At 48.7% G+C, this 22,904-nt stretch carries 17 protein-coding genes; 12 read left to right on the forward strand and 5 right to left on the reverse strand.

The window, feature by feature from the left end; translation table 11 throughout:
* Positions 1-321 precede the first annotated feature (321 nt).
* On the forward strand, positions 322-510 hold the full coding sequence (locus tag AWQ23_RS12230; protein WP_198158658.1) for a hypothetical protein: 189 nt from the start codon (positions 322-324) through the stop codon (positions 508-510).
* Positions 511-518: 8 nt separating this feature from the next.
* Here AWQ23_RS12230 and nth read toward each other — a convergent pair whose 3' ends face one another.
* The gene (nth, locus tag AWQ23_RS12235) at positions 519-1,181 is read right to left on the reverse strand and encodes an endonuclease III (protein WP_062435846.1); all 663 of its coding nucleotides are present in this window, start codon (positions 1,179-1,181) and stop codon (positions 519-521) included.
* Positions 1,182-1,250: 69 nt separating this feature from the next.
* On the opposite strand from nth, the gene glyS reads away from it, so the two are divergent.
* The 5 genes from glyS (at position 1,251) to AWQ23_RS12255 (ending at position 6,564) form a co-directional block, all read left to right on the forward strand.
* Positions 1,251-3,392 carry a glycine--tRNA ligase subunit beta gene (glyS, locus tag AWQ23_RS12240; protein ID WP_062435849.1) on the forward strand — a complete coding sequence of 714 codons (2,142 nt, stop codon included), beginning with the start codon at positions 1,251-1,253 and terminating at the stop codon, positions 3,390-3,392.
* Between the two features lie 230 nt (positions 3,393-3,622).
* The gene (gene groES / locus AWQ23_RS12245; protein WP_012308053.1) at positions 3,623-3,934 is read left to right on the forward strand and encodes a co-chaperone GroES; all 312 of its coding nucleotides are present in this window, start codon (positions 3,623-3,625) and stop codon (positions 3,932-3,934) included.
* 83 nt (positions 3,935-4,017) lie between these two features.
* The gene (gene groL, locus AWQ23_RS12250; RefSeq protein WP_030006933.1) at positions 4,018-5,643 is read left to right on the forward strand and encodes a chaperonin GroEL; all 1,626 of its coding nucleotides are present in this window, start codon (positions 4,018-4,020) and stop codon (positions 5,641-5,643) included.
* Positions 5,644-5,876: 233 nt separating this feature from the next.
* Complete coding sequence (locus AWQ23_RS15775; protein ID WP_397428320.1) at positions 5,877-6,050, forward strand: DUF433 domain-containing protein; 174 nt, start codon at positions 5,877-5,879, stop codon at positions 6,048-6,050.
* Positions 6,051-6,099: 49 nt separating this feature from the next.
* Complete coding sequence (locus AWQ23_RS12255; protein ID WP_012308055.1) at positions 6,100-6,564, forward strand: DUF4870 domain-containing protein; 465 nt, start codon at positions 6,100-6,102, stop codon at positions 6,562-6,564.
* Between the two features lie 73 nt (positions 6,565-6,637).
* Here AWQ23_RS12255 and AWQ23_RS12260 read toward each other — a convergent pair whose 3' ends face one another.
* Both AWQ23_RS12260 and AWQ23_RS12265 read right to left on the reverse strand, forming a co-directional pair.
* Positions 6,638-8,113: a leucyl aminopeptidase gene (locus AWQ23_RS12260; protein WP_062435852.1), complete on the reverse strand. Its 1,476-nt coding sequence runs from the start codon at positions 8,111-8,113 to the stop codon at positions 6,638-6,640.
* A gap of 80 nt (positions 8,114-8,193) precedes the next feature.
* Positions 8,194-10,800: an EAL domain-containing protein gene (locus AWQ23_RS12265; RefSeq protein ID WP_062435855.1), complete on the reverse strand. Its 2,607-nt coding sequence runs from the start codon at positions 10,798-10,800 to the stop codon at positions 8,194-8,196.
* Between the two features lie 418 nt (positions 10,801-11,218).
* Between AWQ23_RS12265 and mscL the strand changes: the two genes are divergently transcribed.
* A complete protein-coding gene (mscL, locus tag AWQ23_RS12270; protein WP_012308058.1) occupies positions 11,219-11,656 on the forward strand; it encodes a large conductance mechanosensitive channel protein MscL in 438 nt (145 codons plus the stop codon).
* A gap of 55 nt (positions 11,657-11,711) precedes the next feature.
* Here the strand turns inward: mscL and AWQ23_RS12275 are convergent, their stop codons facing one another.
* The gene (locus AWQ23_RS12275) at positions 11,712-12,671 is read right to left on the reverse strand and encodes a cation diffusion facilitator family transporter (protein WP_062435858.1); all 960 of its coding nucleotides are present in this window, start codon (positions 12,669-12,671) and stop codon (positions 11,712-11,714) included.
* 69 nt (positions 12,672-12,740) lie between these two features.
* Positions 12,741-14,783: a thioredoxin domain-containing protein gene (locus AWQ23_RS12280; RefSeq protein ID WP_062435860.1), complete on the reverse strand. Its 2,043-nt coding sequence runs from the start codon at positions 14,781-14,783 to the stop codon at positions 12,741-12,743.
* A 135-nt stretch (positions 14,784-14,918) separates the two neighbouring features.
* Here AWQ23_RS12280 and AWQ23_RS12285 point away from each other — a divergent pair, with 135 nt between their 5' ends.
* The 5 genes from AWQ23_RS12285 to asnS all read left to right on the forward strand — a co-directional run bounded on the left by AWQ23_RS12285 (position 14,919) and on the right by asnS (position 22,768).
* Complete coding sequence (locus tag AWQ23_RS12285; RefSeq protein WP_062435862.1) at positions 14,919-16,202, forward strand: TonB family protein; 1,284 nt, start codon at positions 14,919-14,921, stop codon at positions 16,200-16,202.
* A 12-nt stretch (positions 16,203-16,214) separates the two neighbouring features.
* Positions 16,215-17,213: a bifunctional heptose 7-phosphate kinase/heptose 1-phosphate adenyltransferase gene (locus AWQ23_RS12290; RefSeq protein WP_062435864.1), complete on the forward strand. Its 999-nt coding sequence runs from the start codon at positions 16,215-16,217 to the stop codon at positions 17,211-17,213.
* Between the two features lie 164 nt (positions 17,214-17,377).
* Positions 17,378-20,920 (forward strand): methionine synthase, encoded by a 3,543-nt coding sequence (metH, locus tag AWQ23_RS12295; protein ID WP_062435866.1) that lies wholly within the window; start codon positions 17,378-17,380, stop codon positions 20,918-20,920.
* On the forward strand, positions 20,913-21,314 hold the full coding sequence (locus AWQ23_RS12300; RefSeq protein WP_062435868.1) for a thiol-disulfide oxidoreductase DCC family protein: 402 nt from the start codon (positions 20,913-20,915) through the stop codon (positions 21,312-21,314). The genes metH and AWQ23_RS12300 overlap by 8 nt, the downstream gene beginning before the upstream one ends.
* A 71-nt stretch (positions 21,315-21,385) precedes the next feature.
* On the forward strand, positions 21,386-22,768 hold the full coding sequence (gene asnS, locus AWQ23_RS12305) for an asparagine--tRNA ligase (protein ID WP_062435870.1): 1,383 nt from the start codon (positions 21,386-21,388) through the stop codon (positions 22,766-22,768).
* Positions 22,769-22,904: the final 136 nt, after the last annotated feature.

Consider the following 22,904-nt stretch of genomic DNA (forward strand, 5'->3'; position numbering starts at 1 on the left):
GACTCAAAAATCAGGTGTGATGATAACTTATCCTGAACAAAAACATCTCGTTACCAAAAGATCCTTTATTGCTTCGAGAACGGTATGTTTGTTTACATTTTTTCTAAAAAAAGAAGCCCGAAGTTTAAAAATTATTTAAGACCGGGGAGAAATTGTGTAAACACCTCGAAAATGGAACCATGACCTAAACAAATTCCACCACTTTACGCTATTTAGACCATTCATTATTTACCCTTAATCAGCGACAATAAGAGAATCTTTCTTTTGTAATGAAATCAGTTCCTCATTTAGGGAAACATTACTATTGTGAGTACGCCATTTATGATTCGTCGTTTAGTGGAAAAAGCCCTTTTCATTAAACAGATGACCCCCGAAATTGAAAACGCGATCAACTCCGAGTTGACACGCCTTGGCCATGTTTCCGATGCGGATTATGAAGCCCTCGAACTTTTGATGGCAGAAATGGATGCGGGCCGGATTCAGCTTGTGCCTAGTCGCTTTATCTTTTGATGAGAGCTTTAAACTGGCTGGGGTTTAGGGGCTGAGGGACAAAGGTTGGCGATCGCACAAATCTCACATTGAGGTTTTCTGGCATTACAGACGGCACGACCATGGTAAATCAGACGGATCGACCAGTTTTCCCACTCCGGCTGGGGAATTAATTTCATCAAATCCCGTTCAATTTGTACCGGATTCTCAGATTTTGTCAGGCGCAAACGATTACTCAGCCGTTTCACATGGGTATCCACCGTCACCCCCGCACAAATCCCAAAAGCATGGGCCAGAACAACATTGGCCGTTTTCCGGGCCACACCGGGCAAGGTCAGAAGCTCTTCCATGGTTTGCGGCACTTCCCCATTGAAAACCGCCATAATTCGCTGGCAAGCTCCCTGAATATTTTTCGCCTTATTTCGATAAAATCCCGTTGAGCGCACTAGCTGTTCAATGTCTGCCACGTCTGCTCCCGCAAAGGCCGCCGCATCAGGAAATCGGGCAAAGAGCGCCGGTGTAACTTTATTTACTCGCTCGTCGGTACATTGGGCCGAAAGAATGGTTGCCACCATCAATTGCACGGGGGTTTCATAGTCCAAACTACAGGTGGCATCGGGATAGAGTTCGTGGAGTTTTTCGAGAACGGCGATCGCCCGTTTTTTCTTACTACGCGGGTAATGAATTGCCATGGGCACTATTTTTCCTGTGGCTTCACGGTAAACTAATCAAGATTCATTATTGACCTGATTTCGTTTCCCATGGCAACCTACCTCATTGAAGTTGGTACAGAAGAACTCCCTGCTGATTTTGTCGCGGCGGCGATCGCCCAATTAAAAGACCGCGTTTCCCATAGCCTCACGGAGTATTTTCTCACCCCAGACGAAATCGAAGTCTACGGAACCCCCCGACGCCTGGCTGTGTTAATCCAAGGGTTGCCAGACCAGCAGGCTGATCGGGAAGAAGAAATTAAAGGCCCCCCCGCTGCCGCCGCATTCAAAGAAGGTCAACCCACCAAGGCCGCTGAAGGCTTTGCCCGCAAACAGGGGGTTGAACTCTCCGCCCTGGAGGTGCGCCCCACGGAAAAAGGAGACTTTGTTTTTGTCCAAAAGAAAACCCTCGGTCGCCCCACCCCAGAAATTTTGCAGGAACTGGTTTTAGGTTGGTTTACGGCCCTCGAAGGGCGGCGCTTTATGCGGTGGGCCGATGGGGATCTGCGCTTTCCGCGGCCGATTCGCTGGCTGGTTTCCCTTTGGAATGATGCTGTTTTACCCCTGGAATTGGTGAATGGCTCCGGTAAGTTAGAAGCGGGTCGTATTTCTCGTGGGCACCGGATTTTACATCAAGGGGAGGTGACCCTGAGCAATGCGGCTGATTATGTGGCGACTTTGCAACAAGCTTTCGTGGAAGTTGATCCCCAGGTGCGGGAAGAAAAAATTGTTGCTGGCGTCAAAGCGGCGGCGGCAGAGATTGGTGGTGAAGCAGAAATGCCCGCTGATCTCCTCGCTGAAGTGGTGAATTTGGTGGAATATCCCACGGCAGTGGTCGGGGACATTGAAGCGGAGTTTTTAGAGCTACCCACAGAGGTGATTACGACGGTGATGGTCACTCACCAGCGGTATTTTGCGGTGCGCGATCGCCAAGATAAAACGAAGCTTCTTCCGAAATTTATTACGATTTCCAATGGTGATCCTAAGAAATCAGAGATCATCGCTGCGGGGAATGGTCGGGTGATCCGGGCGCGGTTAGCCGATGGTCAATTTTTCTACCGGGCCGATTGCGATGAACATTTAGAAACCTATTTGCCCCAACTAGAAGCCGTCACCTTCCAGGAAGAACTAGGGACGATGCGGGACAAGGTAGACCGCATTATGGAAATTTCCCAGCAGATTGCGGAACAGCTTGGCCTGTCTGAGGCGGACAAAGAAATTATTGCCAGCACCGCTATGCTCTGTAAGGCGGATTTGGTGACCCAGATGGTCTATGAATTCCCAGAACTCCAAGGCATCATGGGTCAAAAATATGCCCTGGTCAGTGGGGAAGCACCTGCCGTGGCCGAGGGGATTTTTGAGCATTATCTGCCCCGCAATGCTGATGATATTTTGCCCCAAACCCTTGCGGGTCAAGTGGTGGGCATGGGCGATCGCCTGGATACGTTGCTTAGTATTTTTGGTCTGGGGATGATTCCTTCTGGTTCCTCGGATCCTTTTGCACTGCGACGGGCGGCCAATGCAATTATTACCGTCGCTTGGGACGCGGGTCTGGAAATTGACCTTGGAGAACTGTTAGCCCAGGGGGCGAAGGATTTTGTTACGGCTCACCCCGATAAAACGTCTCCCCTCGAAGCCCTGCAAAGCTTCTTTATTCAGCGGATTCAGACTCTGCTCCAAGATGAAAAAGGTATTGATTATGACCTGGTGAATGCGGTGCTCGGTGATGATACAGAATACACTGAACGGGCCTTAACGGATTTACTGGATGTCGGCGATCGCGCTGCCTTTTTACAGAGCATTCGTGACGATGGCCAACTCGCAAAAATCTACGCCACTGTGAACCGTTCTGCAAAGTTGGCCGCCAAGGGGAACCTCAGCACGGATAGTCTCGATCCGACAGGGGTAATTAACCCGGAGAAATTTGCGCAAAATTCCGAGCGCGATCTCTACGCCGGCTTAGTGGAACTCGTACCTACCACCGAAGCGGCCCGCACCGAACGGGATTACCAAAAACTGATCGATGGGTTAGCGGCCCTGGCACCCACGGTTGAACGGTTCTTTGATGGAGAGGATAGTGTTTTGGTGATGGCAGAAGATCCTGCTGTGCGGGAAAATCGCCTCAATCTCCTTGGGCTGTTGCGGAACCACGCGCGGGTTCTGGCAGATTTCGGGGCGATCGTTAAACAGTAGATCCTTGTTTATTTTTAGAGTCATGGCAGAGACAGCTTTCTGTCTCTGTCAGGGTTTCCCCTGAGAAGCAATACAGTTCAATTTTTGGAGCGATCTAAAGTTCGGGAACCCGTACATTATCAGGAGTTGTCTGGATTTAATTTTCTCCGCTAAATTAGCACTCAGAGATTGAGAGTGCTAAACTTCAATCTAGCTAAATTTAGTCGTTTATTGATCTGGAGAAATTATCCATGGCAGCAATTAGCATCAATGTTTCTACCCTCAAGCCCCTCGGCGATCGCGTTTTCGTAAAGGTTAGCGAATCTGAAGAGAAAACTGCTGGTGGGATCCTCCTCCCCGATAGCGCCAAAGAAAAGCCCCAAATCGGTGAAGTTGTGGCTGTTGGTGAAGGGAAGCGCAATGATGACGGTAGCCGTTCCGCCGTTGATGTCAAAGTTGGCGATAAAGTTCTCTACTCCAAGTACGCTGGTACTGATATCAAACTCAGTGGCGATGACTACGTGCTTCTTTCTGAGAAAGATATCCTCGCAACCGTTGCGTAATTATTTTTAGGTTTGACCTAAGCAATCGTTTCAGATTTTTCTATTTTTTCTCGTAAAACGCTCAACCTAGAAATTCAATCATTATGGCTAAATCTATTATTTACAACGAAGATGCTCGCCGCGCCCTCGAAAAAGGGATCGACCTCCTCGCTGAAGCTGTTGCGGTAACCCTCGGCCCCAAAGGTCGGAACGTTGTGCTCGAAAAGAAATTTGGCGCACCCCAGATCGTGAATGACGGTGTGACCATTGCCAAGGAAATCGAGCTCGAAGACCACATCGAAAACACCGGTGTTTCTTTGATTCGCCAAGCGGCTTCTAAAACCAATGATGTGGCCGGTGACGGAACCACTACAGCAACGGTTCTTGCCCACGCCATGGTCAAAGAAGGTCTCCGCAACGTCGCGGCTGGTGCGAACCCCATTGCTCTCAAGCGCGGTATTGATAAAGCGACTGAATTCCTCGTTGGCCGCATCAAAGACCAGGCACGTCCGGTAGAAGATTCGACGGCGATCGCCCAAGTCGGTGCCATCTCTGCGGGGAACGACAAGGAAGTTGGTGACATGATCGCCAAGGCCATGGACAAAGTCGGTAAAGAAGGTGTGATCTCCCTCGAAGAAGGGAAATCCATGGAAACCGAACTCGAAATCACCGAAGGGATGCGTTTCGACAAGGGTTACACTTCCCCCTACTTCGTCACCGACACCGAGCGCATGGAAGCGGTTCTTGAAGATCCCTTCATCCTCATCACTGACAAAAAAATCACCCTGGTACAAGACCTCGTTCCAATCCTCGAACAGGTTGCTCGCCAAGGTAAGCCCCTCGTGATCATCGCTGAAGATATCGAGAAAGAAGCCCTTGCTACCCTCGTGGTCAACCGCCTCCGGGGTGTCCTCAACGTTGCTGCGGTTAAAGCGCCTGGTTTTGGCGATCGCCGTAAGCAAATGCTCGAAGATATCGCTGTACTCACCGGTGGCCAACTGATCACCGAAGATGCAGGCCTCAAGCTCGACAACACCAGCGTTGATATGCTCGGTAAAGCCCGCCGCATCACCATCACCAAGGACAACACCACCATTGTGGCCGATGGTAACGAGCAGGCAGTTAAGACCCGTTGTGAGCAAATCCGCCGTCAAATCGAAGAATCTGATTCTTCCTACGACAAAGAAAAACTCCAAGAACGTCTCGCGAAACTCTCCGGTGGTGTCGCTGTGATCAAAGTCGGTGCAGCAACCGAAACTGAGATGAAAGACCGCAAACTTCGTCTCGAAGATGCGATCAACGCGACCAAAGCAGCCGTTGAAGAAGGGATTGTTCCCGGTGGTGGTACAACTCTGGCGCACCTCGCTCCCGAATTGGAAGCTTGGGCGAATGATAACCTCACTGCTGAGCAACTCACTGGTGCTTTGATTGTGGCCCGTGCCCTGACTGCCCCCCTGAAGCGCATTGCTGAAAATGCTGGCCAAAACGGTGCGGTAATCGCTGAGCGTGTGAAGGAAAAAGACTTCAATACTGGTTTTAACGCAGCAACTAACGAATTCGTTGATATGCTCGCCGCTGGTATCGTTGACCCCGCTAAGGTAACCCGTTCTGCAACCCAGAATGCGGCTTCCATCGCTGGCATGGTTCTCACCACTGAGTGCATCGTTGTTGACAAGCCTGAAAAAGATAAGGCTGGTGCGGCTCCTGGTGCCGGTGACTTCGACTACTAAGACTGAAGTTTCAACTCCAAAATCTGCAAAGCTAATTTAAGTTAACTTAATCCCTCTGATTCATTTCAGGGGGATTTTTATAGATACAATTAGATTTGAGCACTAAATTGATAGATAAAAAAGTAAAGAAAAGCAATTGTTTTTTATTGAAAAATGTTGGACTCTAGCTACTATGAATTGGCAAAGTTATATTTATTCAGATTCTAATGTTTTAGTCGGTAAGCCTGTAATTAATTAAAGGAACCAGAATTTCTGTTGAATTCCTTTTAAGTCTTTTTGCAAATGGATGGTCTGAAGCTGAAATATTAGAAAATCATCCATCCCTCACATCAGAATCAATTCGTAAAGTCTTTGCTTTTACTGCTGAATCCATAAAATTGCTTAATGTTGCTTTTGATGTCAGTTAAGCTGGGGTCTGCTATATATTTGGGGTAGATATGGAGGGACTATAAATTTATGGATGCAGAACAGGAAAGAAATTGGGCGATCGCCTGCCATCTGTCGAGTTTGGCTTGGATCGTCTTGGCCTTTGTCGGCATTGGGGCGATTCCCTTTGTCAATGTGATTGCGCCGGCGGTGGTCTGGTATCTCAAAAAAGAGGAGTCCGAGCTGATCGATGCCCACGGAAAGGAATCGGTTAATTTCCAGATTTCGATGACCATTTATGGTTTGGCGGCGGGAATTATTCTTAGTATTTTGATCATCGCCGGAGTTGTTTTGATGATCCTGTTGGGCATTGGTGGCAGCAATAATCCCTTTGCTGCCCTGGTGGCAATTGTGACGGGGATTGGTTTCTTTATCTTTTTGGCGCTGATTGTGGCGATCGCCATTTTTCAGATCGCGGTGGTGATCTTGGCGGCGACCAAGGTTCAAGAAGGGCAAATGTATCGTTATCCCTTTAATCTCAGACTACTGAAATAGATAATTTCCATAAAACAGCCCCCCTGGAATGATTGGCCAAGGGGGTTTTTAATTAAACTTTTAGATGCAAAAATTAGCTCAGTACCCAATGCACAAGGGTACGCACCGGGAACCCTGTGCCGCCTTTGCTGTAAATGTCGGCGTCTTTTTCTGACCAGGCTGGCCCGGCAATATCGAGGTGTGCCCAGGGCGTGTTTTCGACAAATTCCTTGAGGAACAACGCTGCCGTAATCGAACCGCCTTCCCGTGGCCCGGTGTTTTTCATGTCGGCGATGGGAGATTTTAAGCCTTCAAAGTATTTTTCTTCGAGGGGCATCTGCCAGAATTTTTCGCCCGCTTTCTCTGATGCGGTGGCGATCGCCTGGGCCAAATCATCATTGTCACTCCACAGGCCACAAATATCGTCACCCAAGGCAATGACACAGGCTCCGGTCAAGGTGGCAATGTCCACAATGGCATCAACTTCTAGCTTTTCAGCATAAACGAGGGCATCGGCGAGGGTGAGGCGACCTTCGGCATCGGTGTTGTTCACTTCGATGGTTTTACCGTTGGAGGCCGTGAGAATATCCCCCGGACGCATCCCCCGACCACTGATCATATTTTCAGTAGCCGCACTAATGAAATGCACTTCCACATCGGGTTTGAGTTCGGCGATCGCCTTTGCCGCCCCAAAGGTTGCCGCTGCGCCCCCCATGTCCATTTTCATCATCGCGATGCTGGGGCCAGAGGGCTTGATGTTATAGCCACCAGAATCAAAGGTTAACCCTTTGCCGACGATCGCCACTTTCTTCCGGGGTGTGCCTGGGGGTTTATAAACGAGGTGGATAAATTTTGGGGGTAAATCCGAGGCCGCCGCCACCCCAAGAAAAGATCCCATTCCTGCTGCTTCGCAGTCTGCTTCTTCGAGGATATTCAGTTCCATACCGTAGGTGCTGGCGAGGCTTTCCACGGAAGCGGCCAGGGTCACAGGGTTAATAATGTTAGCCGGAGCGTTAACCAATTCCCGCGCATAGATCACCCCTTCACAAAGACTTGTGCCCAAGGCGATCGCCGCTGGTTGGTCGCCAATGCCAAGGATTTCAACAGCTTCGAGGGCTGGGGGGTCTTTTTGTTCTGATTTGAAGCGATTATCTTCATAAAAGCCCAGATACATCCCTTCTGTGACCATTTGCGCTGTGATCGCCTCAGTTTCGGCCACTGGCAACTGCAAACCCAAAGTTGTGATGGCTTTGTCCCCTTTCACAGCCCGGGCGATCGCCGCTGCGGTACTCCGTAAGACGGCACTATTCCATTTCTCGGCATTGCCCAGACCCACCAAGAGTAATTTCTTAATTGGCGCACCACTCCCAAGACGGGTCACCGATAGCTCGCCGGATTTACCTTTAAATTCCGTTTCAACGATTACTTCCGAGATCACCCCCGATAAGCGTTCGTCCAGGGCCGTCAAACTTTCGGGTACCGTGAGTACCGTTTCACTTTCAAAAAAACCCAAGGCGATCGCCTCACCAGCCCAAGCCGCTGCCGTTTGCGAACTACCGCGAATTTCCATAACTAAACCTCAAAACTTGTTACTGTCCTTTAGTCTGACATTTCCGGCAAACCCTGTCCAAGAAATTGCCCAGAGCAACATTACGAGGAAGAGCACAACTTCTCTAGCACCTCGAAGGAGTGACCCTGTAGCAAATCTGTTGCTTGATCCAAAGAAACAGGCCGAGAAAATAAATAACCCTGACCAAACTGGCAATCCTGGCTCTTTAACCACTGGTATTGCTGTTTCGTTTCGATACCTTCTGCCACAGTTTTAATCCCAATGGATTTAGAAAGGGCGAGAATCGATTCTGCAATTACCCGGTTGCGGTCATTCAACTCAGAAATATTTACAAAGCTCCGGTCAATTTTTAGCGCATCAATGGGGAGCTGGTGTAAATAGCTTAAACAAGAATACCCCGTGCCAAAATCATCAACGCTAATAAAAACTCCCTTGAGGCGAATTTGGTTTAACAAACGACAAGTGATGTCGATATTTTGAATTGGCATACTCTCAGTAATTTCTAATCCTAAGGTGTTAGGAAAAACCGGATAGCGTTCTAATAATCGATCCAGTGAAAATAACAGCGAATCTTGGAGTTGTTTAACCGATAAATTGACATGGACTTTCAGGGGCGTTTTAAACGCTTGTTGCCACTCAAATAATTGACGACATGCCGCGTCTAAAATCCATTCACCAAGGGGAATAATGAGCCCTGTTTCTTCGGCAACATCAATAAATTCATAGGGGGATAACAAACCCCGTTGGGGATGTTGCCACCGAATTAATGCTTCAAACCCTTCAATGTTGCCTTGTTCTAAATTAATAATCGGCTGATAGTACAAAACAAATTGCTTTTCTTCAATGGCAGATCTGATTTCCCCTTCTAATTGGAGACGCTTCATCGCCTGTAGGTGCATCTGGGGATCAAAAATTGCGTACTGTGACTTCCCATTTTGTTTGGCCCGGTACATGGCAATATCGGCATCCCGGAGCAGATCCTGGGCTGATTCATGGCGAGAGTCACCGATGATAATTCCAATACTCGTCGTGATAAAAACGCCGTAGTTAGAAATCTGGAAAGGCATATTCAATGTATTGAGGATGCGATCGGCAATATGCACAGCATCTTCTACCCCGTGAATTTCCTCTAGGAGAATGACAAATTCATCTCCCCCTAGGCGGGCGGCTAAATCTGTATCGCGAATAAAAGATTTGAGTAAATGGGCGACTTCGATGAGTAATTCGTCCCCAACAACATGGCCCAGACTATCATTGACTACTTTGAAATTATCCAGGTCTAAAAACAGGGCTGCAAATTCATGGATGGGATATCGCTTATAACGTTTTAGGGCTAGGTTGAGCCGTTCAATTAGTAGGTTACGATTGGCGAGGCCAGTAAGACGATCATGGAGGGCGTCATGTTTGAGTTGTTGCTCCATTTTGATCCGGGTACTGATGTCGGTAATGGTCGCAACATAGCCTTGGGGTTCACCCTTACTATCAAGCTCAGCGGTGCCCTGGCCATATACCCAAAGTATCGAACCGTCAGAGCGCTGAAATCGATATTCTAGGGTAAATAGTTCTTGGTTAGTAATAGATTTTAGCCATTGTTCTCGAACGTAGTCAATGTCGTCGGGATAGACTTTTTCTAACCAGCCTTTATGGAGAGCCTCTTCGGGTTGAATTGCCAGCAGTTTACAATAGTAATCGTTGACATAAATACATTCATGACGCAAATTAGTGCGAAAGATCCCAATGGGAACGGTATTAGCGAGGTTGGCGTATCGCTGTTGACTTTCAAGGAGATTAGTCTCAATTTGATTGCGTCGTTTAATTTCTTTTTTCAGGCTATAGTTACGGAGAATAAACCATCCTAAAAAGAGAAATGGTAGATAGACAATTAGGCTAAAGAAAAAATTTTGTAAGCTGATCCAATTAAATTTTTCGGGCGGCTCTAACCATTGGGCGATCGCCTGATAATAGACAGAATCACGATCTTGTAAGAGGCGACTCATTTGCCGATCAATGCCAGGCAGGAGCTGCTTGGGATCGCCTTCGGGAACGACATAATGTAACCGGGCCGGATTAAACAGAATATTGGTTTTATTGACTTGATAGTCGGGACTAAATTTATTCCCAAAAAAATTATTGACAATGGCAGCATCAACTTCCCCTGTCTCTAACTGCTCAAACATCCCGGGATAACTATCGATGGGCACCAGTTCTGGCTGAATGCCATAGGCTTTAATTCTTTCTCGGAGGACTTCCTGTTGAATCCCAGAGGCGAGGATGCTGACTCTCCGTTGGTCGAGGTCTAAAATCGTCTCTAAATGAACACCTCGTCGTGCATAAATCTGTGACCAACTTGACAAAACGATGATGGTATTAAAATCAAAGACTTCATCTCGCGTGTCGGAATAGGCGACATCCACCATCAAATCGAGTTGCCCCTGTTCAATTTGTTGGAGACATTGATTCCATTCACAGGGAACATAGGTCACTGCCCAATTTTCCACACGCCCAATGTCACTCGTAATATCTACCCAAAAGCCCCGGGGCCGCCCACCTGAATCGATAAAAACCTTGGGATCATTTTGATAAACCCCCACGGTAATCGTTTTTGCTGGCTGATTTTGGGCGATCGCCTCTGTGCCGGAGAGCATCGCGGCAAGACCTAGAGCCAAGAGCACAGTGCTTTTATTCATTAAATTAGGAAGTTAGTAGATGGCAACTGAGAAAACAGGCTTCTTAAGTATAATTAAGATAAAAAATTAACGGCAACACTATTAAGTAACACAAATATTACAACGCCATTATTCGTGAATTTTTGCCAGTGAAGTATATTGTTTATGGAGTGGTGGCTAAATAGCCAACAAGTGATTGATTGTCGGCCCTAAAGTAAAGTTGGGCACAAAATTTGTAATTTTATTTTCGACTGTTTGACGGTTGACGGCGCTGATTTAAAGGTTTGTTTTCAGCTAGATTTTGCTTTTTCGCCCCGGTTCTTTTTAAGAATTGGTTAAGAAAATTGATTTGCTGGATCGGGTCGCTTATCTTTATAGGGACGATAACATTTTTATCTTTGTTTGTCGTTTTTAATCCATCACTAAGGGATGAGCATTTATGGCAAAAAAAAGTAGTTTTTGGAGTGATTTCCAAGCCTTCATCATGAGGGGAAATGTGATTGATTTGGCAGTGGCCGTCGTGATCGGCGGGGCCTTTGGTCAAATTGTCAATTCTTTAGTTGCAGATATTATTACGCCGGCGATCTTACAACCCGCCTTAAGTGCAGCTAATTTAGATGCCCTGGGCGAATTGTCTTTTAATGGCATTAAATACGGTCTTTTTTTGGCGGCTGTAATTAACTTTTTGGTGATTGCATTTGCGATTTTCTTGGTTATTCGGGCCATCGAAAAAATGCAACGGCGATTTAACCGAGCGAAAGCCATGGAAGAAATAGACGCGCCGCCACCTGCACCCGATCCAGCAGTTGTGGCCCAAGAAAACCTCACGGCGGCCATCGAACGTCTGGCTAATTTAATGGAAAATCGTCAGCAATAGAGCTGAATTTTCACAATACCTGACGGAAGGATTGCCTCCTTTGGTGGGGGCTTTTTTATGGGTGAGAAGAGGTGCCATCAAAGCCGATGTGATCGGAGCTATAGGCTTTGGGTTCGATGTGAACGGTGACCCTCGCTGGGGCAAAGACTTGTTCTAGATGGCGTTCAACCTGTTCACTAATGGCATGGGCAGTGGCCACATCCTCAGCGGCGGCAATAAGGTGCATTTCAATAAAGACTTGCCGACCGCGCAAACCCCGTGATGCAATGTCATGGCAGTTAATCACCCCAGGAATTGTCATCACTTGTTTGTGGATTGCTTCGGGGGCGATCGCCATTTCATCGACTAACCAGGGCAAATTATCAGTGAGCACTTCCCAGGCACTTTTAAATACTAAAGCGGCCACGGGAAATGCCAGCACCACATCTAACCATTGCAGTTGTGGCAGCCCCCAAACCTTCGCTTGCCAGACCCCTAAGAGACCCAACATCACAAGGATCGTCACCCAAATATCGCTCATGGTGTGTTTGGCATCGGCGAGTAAAATCGCACTGCCTACCCGTTGGCCTGCCCGCCGCTCATAGAATGCCACAAAAATATTGATTCCCAGCACGACAATGAGCCAACTCAGTTCCCCCAGGCTGATGCTGATCTCACTTTGCCCAGCAATTAATTTGGTGATCGCCCCTTGTAAAATTTCAAAGCAGGCAATCCCCAGAAACATCCCAATCCCCAAAGCGCCGACTGCTTCAAACTTTTGGTGGCCATAGGGGTGATCTCGGTCGGGTTCCGGCGAAGAGAACTTATTGGCAAATAAGCCCAGTACATTATTCGCACTATCCGTAAAACTATGGAGAGCATCCGCCTGGAGACTCAGGGAACCTGTGATCAAACCGACCACAGCCTTTAACGTCATCACGAGCAAGTTCAGCCACAGCGTTAACCACAACACCCGCCGTACCTCCCGACGATTATCTTGGGGCAAGTGGTGCGAAGAATGACTATGCTCTGGCATGGCGTTTATGGAAAGAATATAGATCGAATCGCAAATCCAGCGTAACCGAAGTTGATTAATTCACCCCCCTCACCGCTGTAAACTGGCTTGCAGTTGAGTCGTCAATTGGCTTTCGCTGTGGCACGGTTCTAGGCAATTTAACCCCTGACACACGAGGGCGATACTCCCCGTTGGCAACTCCTGGGTAGGCTTGAGCACCACCGTATTTAACAGAGTTTTTCTGAGCTTGAACAGTTGCGCCGACTCCGCTTTCACAATGGTGCCATGCAAATACCAATCCAGGGCTAAAAGTAATGTGGGGCACTGTTGCGGGGATTTTTCGAGCACAGACCCAAAGGCCTGCAACGCATCCGTGGCTCGGTCGAGGTACTGGGTGTTTTCTGTGAGCAAGAAAAGACGCATCAAATTACAGATGGCAACGCCGTTGGCCGCAGGGGTGGCATTGTCTTGGTAACTGCGTTCTTGGATTAAGAGTTCGGGACTTTGGCGATTGTTGAAATACCCCTTCAAATCCGTTGACCAGAACTGCTGATCGAATTCTGTCTGGAGGGCGATCGCCTTTTCGAGCCAATGCGTCTGCTCAGGGTGATTAGTCTGCAAATCCAACAAAGCTTTGATGAGGAAAGCATAATCTTCCGACTGGGCCATCCCGTCTGCTTCCCCGTCAAAATTTAGCCGATATAAACGCCCCCCTTGCCACTGGTGTTCGAGGACAAAATTGACACAGTTGACGGCTAATTCCCAAGCTTTTTCGAGACCCAAAACCCCATAAATCCGTGCCAATCCCGAAATCATCAAACTATTCCAGGCCACAATTAATTTCGTATCTGTAACCGCCGGAATTCTGCCGGGCCAAGCTGTTGCCTTTGCTTCGGTGTTATCGCGGGCGGGGGGAAACTGATCGAGGGTCTGCCGGGGCGTACCATAGCGCTCTGTAAATAATTGATCAAGAATGCCTTGCAAGCTCTCCGAAATTGCTGTGGATTGCCGTCGTTTTAAAACAATTTTCCCCTCAAAATTACCGTCCGGCGCAATAAAAAATGCCTGTTCCAATTCAGCAAATTGTGCCGCAGTGAGTTGCGTCTGGAGCTCGTCATAATCCCAGACATAGAAAGCGCCTTCTTCTGGTTCTGGGTGCCCGGCATCGAGAAAACTATCGGCATCCTGAGCCGCGTAAAAATAGCCTTGGGGGGCTGTCATTTCCCGGGCGAGCCAAGCGACGGTTCCCTCTAGGGCCGTTTTAAAGGCCGGCTCCGTCACCCCCTCCGCCCACAGATTGGTGAGAAACTCAGTGATTTGCCCGTTGTCATAGAGCATTTTTTCAAAATGGGGCACCGTCCAATGGGGATCGACAGTATAGCGATGGAAGCCGCCCCCCACATGGTCATAAATTCCCCCCAGGGCAAGGTCTAAACCCCGTTTGGTACTCACTAACAAACCGTTATGGCGCGCATTCGAGGTAAAACGACTTCCCTGTAAGGCGATCGCCCCGTAGGGGATCATCGGAAAACTTGGCCCCGCATCACCCCGGCCCACAATGGCAGTACAAGGCTCTAGACCTTTGAGAAACAGATTTTGATCGAGGGGCGCTTGGCCCTGGGGCAGTTGAGCAGAACGGTCTAAAATTGTGAAAATTTCAGTTTTAATCTCCTGGAGTTTCTCCGGCTCCTCATCAAAGAACCGTCGCAGAGACGTCAGCACATCCAAAAATCCAGGGCGATTATACCGGGGGGAAACAGGAAAATAGGTACCCCCATAAAACGGCATCAAATCAGTCGGCGTCAGGAAAATATTCAACGGCCAGCCCCCTTGGCCCGTCATCAGTTGCAACGCCTGCATATAGATGCTGTCGATGTCTGGCCGTTCCTCGCGATCCACCTTAATCGGCAAGAAATGAGTATTCAAATAAGCTGCAATTTCTGGATCAGAAAACGCCTCCCCTTCCATCACAGTGCACCAATGGCAGGAAGAATAACCAATGGAGAGAAAAATGGGCTTATTTTCTGCCTTTGCCTGGGCCAAAGCCTCATCACACCAATACCACCAGTCGATGGGATTATCCGCGTGTTTGCGGAGATAGAGACTTTTGGTGTCGGCCAAGCGATTCGCCATGGAAAGTGCTGCTCCTGGAAAGAATTTCTAAAGGCATTCTAGCGAATGGATTCTGTGCCAAATTTGCTGGAGTGATCAGTTAGAATCGAACAGCAATCTTTTGCCATCTATCTGCCCTCGGCCCCCTTTGGATTCATGTTAGACAAAAGCCTCGCTAGCCCCAGAGACCAATTCTTCCAAAGCTTCAGAAATTTGGGTGATTATGCCCGGCGTCCCCAGGGAGCAGCCGTCATCGGTTCCATTGCCTTGCATGGGTTGGCGGCAGCGACGATTCCCCTGTGGGCCAGCTTTGACAATGCGCCCCCAGAGTCCCAGGAGCGTTCGGTAGTGAGGGTGGTGGATTTACCCCCGGAGGTGCAAAATCGTCTCCCTTCGACAACAGCATCTTTAGATTTATCAATTTTCGAGGCGAGCCCAGATTTTAATTTGGACTTGTCTGGCTTAAATGGTCAGGGAATGACTCCCAACGGGACGTACATTACTGGCCTCAATACCCTACCAACACCCATGGCTCCCAGTTTAGGGCAAGATAGTTTTTCCTTTATTCCCCTCAGTCCACCCCCAATCTCCAGTAGCTATACCGGGTTTGCACCACCGCCGCCCCCCCGGAATATGAGCTTTTTACCGCCACCACCGAACGTTCCGAACCAGACCAGTTCCCAGCTTCCTAATGCACCAACAGAGACAGAGCGGGGTGCTTTACCGACCTTGACACCCCCCAGACCCAATGGAAATTCTGGCCAACAGCAACAGTTCACGATTCCCACCAAACCCGACCCGGAATTAGTGGAACGGCAACGGCGACTCGAGGAAGAAGCGGCGATCGCCCTCCAACCCCGCACCAATAACCCCAACAGGGGCGAAGTGTACTTTGATGCCGATCTGCTTAAACCACGGGAACTGCGCAATAACAATGGCAGTAGCAATAATAACGGTAATAGTGGCACGAATAATACGAATAACCGCCCTCCTACACCCAGTGCCAACACACCGCCCCCAAGCCAAACGGCGGCCCGCAATACAGCGGCAGTCAATCGTAGCCTGACAGGAAACTATCCCAAGGGGGCCTGTAGTAGCCAAGCTAGCGGTACCGCGACTTACAATGTCACCGTGTCCCCAGAAGGTAGTCCTTCCCAATGGAACCTGGTGCAAAGCTCTGGGACAAATGCCTTGGATAACCAAGCGAGTCAAGATATTCGTAACGCCCGTTTTGATGGGAAAAATAGCAACTACCGGGTCAGCGTGAACTATAGATACGAACCTGCTTTTTGTGCGGCGTTTATGCCAAAACCCCAACCTGCCCCCACCAATTCAACAAACTCGACTCCGGCTAATCCGCCAGCCCCAGCGCGTACGACCCCGAAAGCACCGGAGGCTTCAACTGAAACTGAGGCGATCGCCCCCGATGAAACTCCCTAACTTATCCCTGCAATGACCCCAGCTTTTTTCCAAAAACTACAGGCGCACCAGGATCGCCTTAATGCCTGTCTGGCTGATTTTCAGCGGGTTAAAGTGCTCGTCATCGGCGACTTAACCCTCGATGAATTTTTGGTAGGTGCCGTGGAGCGACTATCTCGAGAAGCTCCAGTGTTAATCCTCCGCCATGAGCATACCCAACAAATTCCAGGCGGTGGAGCCAACGCTGCCTACAATCTTGCAAAACTTGGTGCTCAGGTTAAAGTAGCTGGGATTGTCGGCCAGGATTCCCAGGGAGAAGCCCTTTGCCGAATTTTTGCTGCTGCGGGTATCGATACCACTGGTATTATCCATGAAGCCCAGCGTCCAACCGTTACCAAAACCCGAATCTCAGGCCATGCCCGCCAGTCTGTCACCCAGCAAATTGTCCGCATTGACCGTAAATCCGACGCCCTCCCCAGTCACGAAATTCAAAGCCAATTAGTCGCTTATATACGCAGTCAAATTCCCCACGTTGATGCGGTGGTCTGCTCTGACTATGGGGATGGTGTTTTCAACGCAGCTGTTATTGAAGCTGCCCTTGAGCACCCCCATGTGATTGTCGATGCCCAAAGGGATTTACACCGTTTTCGGGGAGCGATGGTTTTTACACCGAACTTACCAGAAGCAGAACAGGCCGTTGGACAACTCATCGAAACCCCCACTGCCCTCAATCAAGCGGCTCAAACGCTTCTAGAGCAAACTCAAGCGAAATTTATGTTAATTACCCGTGGGGAAGATGGCATGAGCCTTTTCCATTCTGTAGATAATCAACTACAGGAAGAATATATTCCAGCCTTCAATCAGACTGACGTTTTCGATGTTACAGGCGCTGGGGACACGGTGGTCGCCGCTTGGGTTCTAGGTTTTTGTGCTGGGGCAACACCTTGGGAAGCAACGGTTTTGGGCAACCTTGGTGCGAGTATTGTTGTGAGAACTTTTGGCACAGCGACGACTTCCGTAACAGAGATGTAGGAAACTTTGCAATTGTTGCTGGATGAAGGTCTGGAAAATTAGTCTTCCAGCAGCTCTTTTGCGCAATTAATTGGAGAAAATGAGCAAACCCAGGCCGGGCAATCAGGTTAAAATATAGGACGCCATTATCTATTTTTATCCTAATACCGCCGAAACATTTCTCCATGAAAAGTGCCTTCCTCGATCGCCTACATAGTCCTGAGCGTCCTGTCCTTGTGTTTGATGGGGCAATGGGCACCAATCTGCAAGTACAGAATTTGACGGCGGCAGATTTTGGGGGGGCCGAATATGAGGGCTGTAATGAATATTTAGTCAAAACCAAGCCGGAAGCCGTGGCGACGGTACATCGTGCTTTCCTGGCGGCTGGGGCCGATGTAATCGAAACGGATACCTTTGGTGGTACATCGGTGGTGCTCGCGGAATATGACCTTGCTGACCAAGCCTATGAGTTGAATAAAGCGGCCGCAGAACTCGCCAAAAGCGTCACGGCAGAATTTTCGACTCCCGAAAAACCCCGTTTTGTCGCCGGATCTATTGGGCCAGGGACAAAATTACCGAGCTTGGGCCACATTGATTACGACACCCTAGAAAATGCCTTTGCGGAACAGGCCGAAGGTCTCTATGATGGCGGCGCGGATCTGATGCTCGTAGAAACCTGTCAGGATGTATTGCAAATTAAAGCGGCCCTCAATGGCATTGAACGCACCTTCACGAAAAAAGGCGATCGCCTGCCGATCATGGTCTCGGTGACGATGGAAACCATGGGCACGATGCTGGTGGGCACTGAGATTGCCGCCGCCGTTGCCATTCTCGAACCCTACAAGATCGACATTTTAGGGTTGAACTGTGCCACTGGCCCCGACCTGATGAAGGAACACGTTAAATATTTGTCGGAGCATTCCCCCTTCATCGTGTCTTGTATCCCAAACGCTGGATTGCCCGAAAACGTTGGCGGCCAGGCCCACTACAAGCTCACCCCCCTCGAAATGAAGATGGCAATGATGCACTTCGTCGAGGATCTCGGTGTCCAGGTGATCGGCGGTTGTTGCGGCACGCGCCCCGAACATATTCAAGCCTTAGCAGAAATTGCGGCTGAACTCACGCCAAAAGAGCGTCACCCTGAATATGAACCCGCTGCGGCCTCGATCTATAGTCCCCAACCCTATACCCAAGACAACTCCTTTTTAATTGTTGGCGAGCGCTTAAATGCCAGTGGCTCGAAAAAATGCCGCACATTATTAAACGAAGAAGATTGGGACAGCCTGGTGTCCCTCGCCAAATCCCAGGTAAAAGAAGGTGCCCATGTCCTCGATGTGAACGTCGATTATGTCGGGCGGGACGGGGTGCACGATATGCATGAATTGGCTTCCCGCTTGGTGAATAACGTCACCCTGCCCTTGATGCTTGATTCCACCGAATGGGAAAAAATGGAGGCTGGTTTAAAGGTGGCTGGCGGAAAATGTATTCTCAATTCCACCAACTATGAAGACGGCGAAGAGCGTTTTTATCAGGTGCTTTCCCTGGCGAAAAAATACGGGGCCGGGGTGGTAATCGGTACCATCGACGAAGAAGGAATGGCCCGCACCGCCGAGAAGAAATTTGAGATTGCCAAACGTGCCTATGATGCGGCGATCGCCTATGGCCTTCCCGCCCATGAAGTGTTCTTTGATCCCTTGGCTTTACCGATTTCCACAGGGATTGAGGAAGACAGAAACAACGGACAGGCAACCCTCGACGCGATTGAAAGAATCCACAAGGAATTGCCCGGTTGTCACATTATCCTTGGGGTTTCTAATATTTCCTTCGGCCTAAATCCGGCAGCGCGCCAGGTGTTGAACTCTGTCTTTTTGCATGATGCGATGCAGTTGGGGATGGATTCAGCGATTGTGAGCGCCAGTAAGATTTTACCGATGGCAAAAATTGATCCAGAGCATATCAAAATTTGTCGCGATTTGATTGGCGATCGCCGCGAATTTGAGGGGGAAGTTTGCACCTACGATCCGCTAACAAAACTCACTGAATTATTTGCTGGTAAAAAAGCGAAAAAATCCGAAGCCATTGATAAAAATCTGCCTGTTAATGAACGCTTAAAACAGCACATTATTGATGGCGAACGACTTGGTTTAGAAGAGGCTTTAACTGAAGCTCTGGAGCAATATCCACCCCTTGATATTATTAATATTTTCCTGCTCGACGGCATGAAAGTTGTTGGTGAACTGTTCGGCTCTGGCCAAATGCAATTACCCTTTGTTTTGCAGTCAGCCCAAACCATGAAAGCTGCTGTTGCTTTCCTCGAACCCTACATGGATAAAGAAGAGGGTGATGATAGCGGCAAAGGCACATTTATCATTGCCACCGTGAAGGGCGATGTCCATGATATTGGTAAGAATTTAGTCGATATTATTCTGTCCAATAACGGTTATAAAGTGATTAATTTAGGTATTAAACAGCCCGTTGAAAACATTATCCAAGCCTACGAAGAAAATGGTGCAGATTGTATTGCCATGAGTGGGTTGTTGGTAAAGTCCACTGCCTTTATGAAGGACAATTTAGAAGCCTTTAACGAAAAAGGCATTACCGTTCCCGTGATTTTAGGGGGAGCGGCCCTCACACCAAAATTTGTTTATCAAGACTGTCAAAATACCTACAAAGGACAAGTAATTTACGGGAAAGATGCCTTCGCGGATCTCCATTTCATGGATAAACTTATGCCCGCTAAGGCCGAGCAGCAATGGGACGATTTTGATGGTTTCCTAGGGGACTATGCCGAGGCAAACCAGCGCACCTATAGCGGCGATGGCGAAGAAATTACAGTCGAAGAAACCAAATCCCAAGAACCAGAAGTTATCGATACCCGTCGCTCTGAATTTGTCGAGGATAATATCGCCCGTCCCCGGCCTCCCTTCTGGGGGACAAAAATTCTCCGGGCTGAAGACATTGATCTAGAGGAAATTTTCTGGCATCTCGATCTTCAGGCATTATTTGTGGGTCAATGGCAATTCCGCAAAACCAAAGAACAATCTAAAGAGGAATATGACCAGTTCATTCAAGACACCGTCCATCCGCTTTTAGAACAATGGAAACAAAAGGCGATCGCCGAAAAAATCCTTGATCCGACAGTGATTTATGGTTATTTCCCCTGCCAATCGGAAGGCAACACCTTGATCATTTATGATCCCGACGAATATGTCAGCGAACAGACCCTTAGCGAAGTAGCCCGCTTTGAATTTCCCCGGCAAAAATCCGGCAAACGCCTGTGCATTGCCGATTTCTTTGCGTCTACCGAATCGGGAGTTTTAGATGTATTTCCCATGCAGGCAGTGACCGTGGGGGAAGTTGCGACGGAATACGCCCGAAAACTCTTTGCCGCCGACGAATACACCGATTATCTCTACTACCACGGCATCGCTGTCCAAACGGCGGAAGCCCTTGCAGAATGGTGTCACGCTCGGATTCGATGGGAATTGGGCTTTGGGGATGCTGAACCCGGCAACATTAAAGATATGTTGAAACAGCGGTACCAAGGCTCTCGCTACAGTTTTGGTTATCCGGCTTGTCCGAATATTTTGGATCAATACACCCAGTTAGAGCTCCTGAAAACCGACCGCATTGGCATGTACATGGACGAAAGTGAGCAAATTTATCCCGAACAATCCACTTCAGCGATCATTACCTACCACCCCGTTGCGAAATACTTCAATGTTTGATCAAGCAAAACCGATTATTTTTTTTGACGGGGAATGCAATCTTTGCAATGGTTTTGTGGATTTGATGCTTAAAATCGACCCAGACCAAAAGTTTTATCTCGCCCCCCTCCAGGGGAAAACGGCCCAGCAATATTTACCACCCCTCCCTGAAGATCCAGAAGACTGGGCGATCGCCTATTTTGATGGAGTGAACACCTATTATGCGTCCGATGCTTGCTTAGCTATCTGTCAAAGGCTGGGCGGCCCCTGGCAACTGTTCACCTTGGCTCGACCGTTACCGCAAAATTTCCGGGATTGGCTCTATCGGCTTGTGGCGACTAATCGTTACCGCTGGTTTGGCCAACGCACCTGCCGCACCATGGATTTTACAAAACCGTCCCCATTTCTGCCCTGAAACCCTCAAACTCGATAAGATAAAGGGCGCACTTGTTTTCAGTTCCTCTACCTCAGACTTGATCAACGACCATGCGTATTAAGGAAATCCTCAACACCGCTGCCATCAACAGCACCATCACCGCCGAGGGATGGGTCAAAACCAAACGGGAATTAAAGGGATTTTCTTTTATTGAAATTAGCGACGGCTCTACGATGAATGGCCTCCAAGTGATTATCGATGGCAATCTGGCCGACTACGAAGCCATCATTAAAAAGCTCAATACAGGGGCTTCGGTCACAGCCACGGGCCTAGTGGTGGAATCTCCGGGGAAGGGGCAACGCATCGAACTCCAGGCCAAAGAACTCACTGTTCACGGGGAAGCGGATCCGGAAACCTATCCCCTCCAGAAAAAACGCCATAGCTTTGAATTTTTGCGCACTATCGGCCACCTGCGGGGCAAGACCAACACCATGGGGGCAGTGATGCGGGTGCGGAATGCCTGTGCCACCGCAATTCACCAATTTTTCCAGGAACGGGGCTTTATCTGGGCTCACACGCCGATTATTACCGCCAGTGATTGCGAGGGGGCCGGGGAAATGTTTGCGGTCACCAATTTTGATCTGGCCAATCCGAAGCGGACAAAAGAGGGAGCCGTTGACTATGCCGAAGACTTCTTTGGGCGACCGGCTTATCTCACCGTCAGCGGTCAGTTGGAAGCGGAAGTGATGGCGATGGCTTTCAAAGATGTTTATACGTTTGGGCCGACCTTCCGGGCAGAAAACTCCAACACTTCCAGGCACTTGGCGGAGTTTTGGATGGTGGAACCGGAGATGGCCTTTTGCGATATTGTCGGCGACCAGGATTTGGCCGAGGAATTTTTGCGCTACATCTTCAAGTATGTGTTGGAAGCTTGCCCTGAAGACATGGAATTTTTCAACAAGCGCATTGATAATTCTGTCCTCGCCACGGCTCAAAATATTATCGAGAATGAGTTCGCCCGCATTACCTACACCGAGGCGATCGCCCTTTTAGAAAAAAGCAATAAAACCTTTGAATTTCCAGTGGAATGGGGGATCGATCTCCAGTCAGAACATGAGCGCTATCTCGCCGAAGACCTATTTAAAAAGCCCTTGATCGTGAGCAACTATCCAAAAGACATTAAGGCTTTTTATATGCGCCTCAATGATGACCAGAAAACCGTGGCGGCCATGGATGTGCTCGCGCCAAAAATTGGCGAAATTATTGGCGGCTCCCAACGGGAAGAACGGCTCGATGTGCTGGAACGACGCATTCAGGAGATGAACATCGAAGCAGCAGATCTGTGGTGGTATCTCGATCTACGGCGGTTTGGCACTGTTCCCCATGCGGGCTTTGGTCTTGGTTTTGAGCGCTTAGTTCAATTTATAACGGGCATGGGTAATATTCGGGATGTGATTCCTTTCCCCCGTACCCCTCTAAATGCTGAGTTTTAAGGTTTGTTCTTTAGTTTGCGATTCACAAATGAATTCAATCAAGACATGTTGATCTTGTTGAAATCTATGACATTGTTAGGGTGCAGAATAGCAGGCGATCGCCACAATAAATAAACTTGGAAATTTGGTTAGCTAA

The sequence above is a fragment of the Picosynechococcus sp. PCC 73109 genome (genome assembly GCF_001521855.1).
In the GTDB taxonomy this organism is placed as follows: Bacteria; Cyanobacteriota; Cyanobacteriia; order Cyanobacteriales; family MRBY01; genus MRBY01.

Bases quoted from the DNA above. Each gene is read 5' to 3' on its own strand.
- groL (WP_030006933.1), top strand. From the start codon at position 4,018: ATGGCTAAATCTATTATTTACAACGAAGATGCTCGCCGCGCCCTCGAA.
- AWQ23_RS12285 (WP_062435862.1), top strand. From the start codon at position 14,919: ATGTTAGACAAAAGCCTCGCTAGCCCCAGAGACCAATTCTTCCAAAGC.
- AWQ23_RS12265 (WP_062435855.1), bottom strand. From the start codon at position 10,800: ATGAATAAAAGCACTGTGCTCTTGGCTCTAGGTCTTGCCGCGATGCTC.
- AWQ23_RS12275 (WP_062435858.1), bottom strand. From the start codon at position 12,671: ATGCCAGAGCATAGTCATTCTTCGCACCACTTGCCCCAAGATAATCGT.
- AWQ23_RS12255 (WP_012308055.1), top strand. From the start codon at position 6,100: ATGGATGCAGAACAGGAAAGAAATTGGGCGATCGCCTGCCATCTGTCG.
- glyS (WP_062435849.1), top strand. From the start codon at position 1,251: ATGGCAACCTACCTCATTGAAGTTGGTACAGAAGAACTCCCTGCTGAT.
- AWQ23_RS12280 (WP_062435860.1), bottom strand. From the start codon at position 14,783: ATGGCGAATCGCTTGGCCGACACCAAAAGTCTCTATCTCCGCAAACAC.
- AWQ23_RS12290 (WP_062435864.1), top strand. From the start codon at position 16,215: ATGACCCCAGCTTTTTTCCAAAAACTACAGGCGCACCAGGATCGCCTT.
- metH (WP_062435866.1), top strand. From the start codon at position 17,378: ATGAAAAGTGCCTTCCTCGATCGCCTACATAGTCCTGAGCGTCCTGTC.
- AWQ23_RS12300 (WP_062435868.1), top strand. From the start codon at position 20,913: ATGTTTGATCAAGCAAAACCGATTATTTTTTTTGACGGGGAATGCAAT.
- nth (WP_062435846.1), bottom strand. From the start codon at position 1,181: ATGGCAATTCATTACCCGCGTAGTAAGAAAAAACGGGCGATCGCCGTT.
- AWQ23_RS12260 (WP_062435852.1), bottom strand. From the start codon at position 8,113: ATGGAAATTCGCGGTAGTTCGCAAACGGCAGCGGCTTGGGCTGGTGAG.
- AWQ23_RS12230 (WP_198158658.1), top strand. From the start codon at position 322: ATGATTCGTCGTTTAGTGGAAAAAGCCCTTTTCATTAAACAGATGACC.
- groES (WP_012308053.1), top strand. From the start codon at position 3,623: ATGGCAGCAATTAGCATCAATGTTTCTACCCTCAAGCCCCTCGGCGAT.
- asnS (WP_062435870.1), top strand. From the start codon at position 21,386: ATGCGTATTAAGGAAATCCTCAACACCGCTGCCATCAACAGCACCATC.
- mscL (WP_012308058.1), top strand. From the start codon at position 11,219: ATGGCAAAAAAAAGTAGTTTTTGGAGTGATTTCCAAGCCTTCATCATG.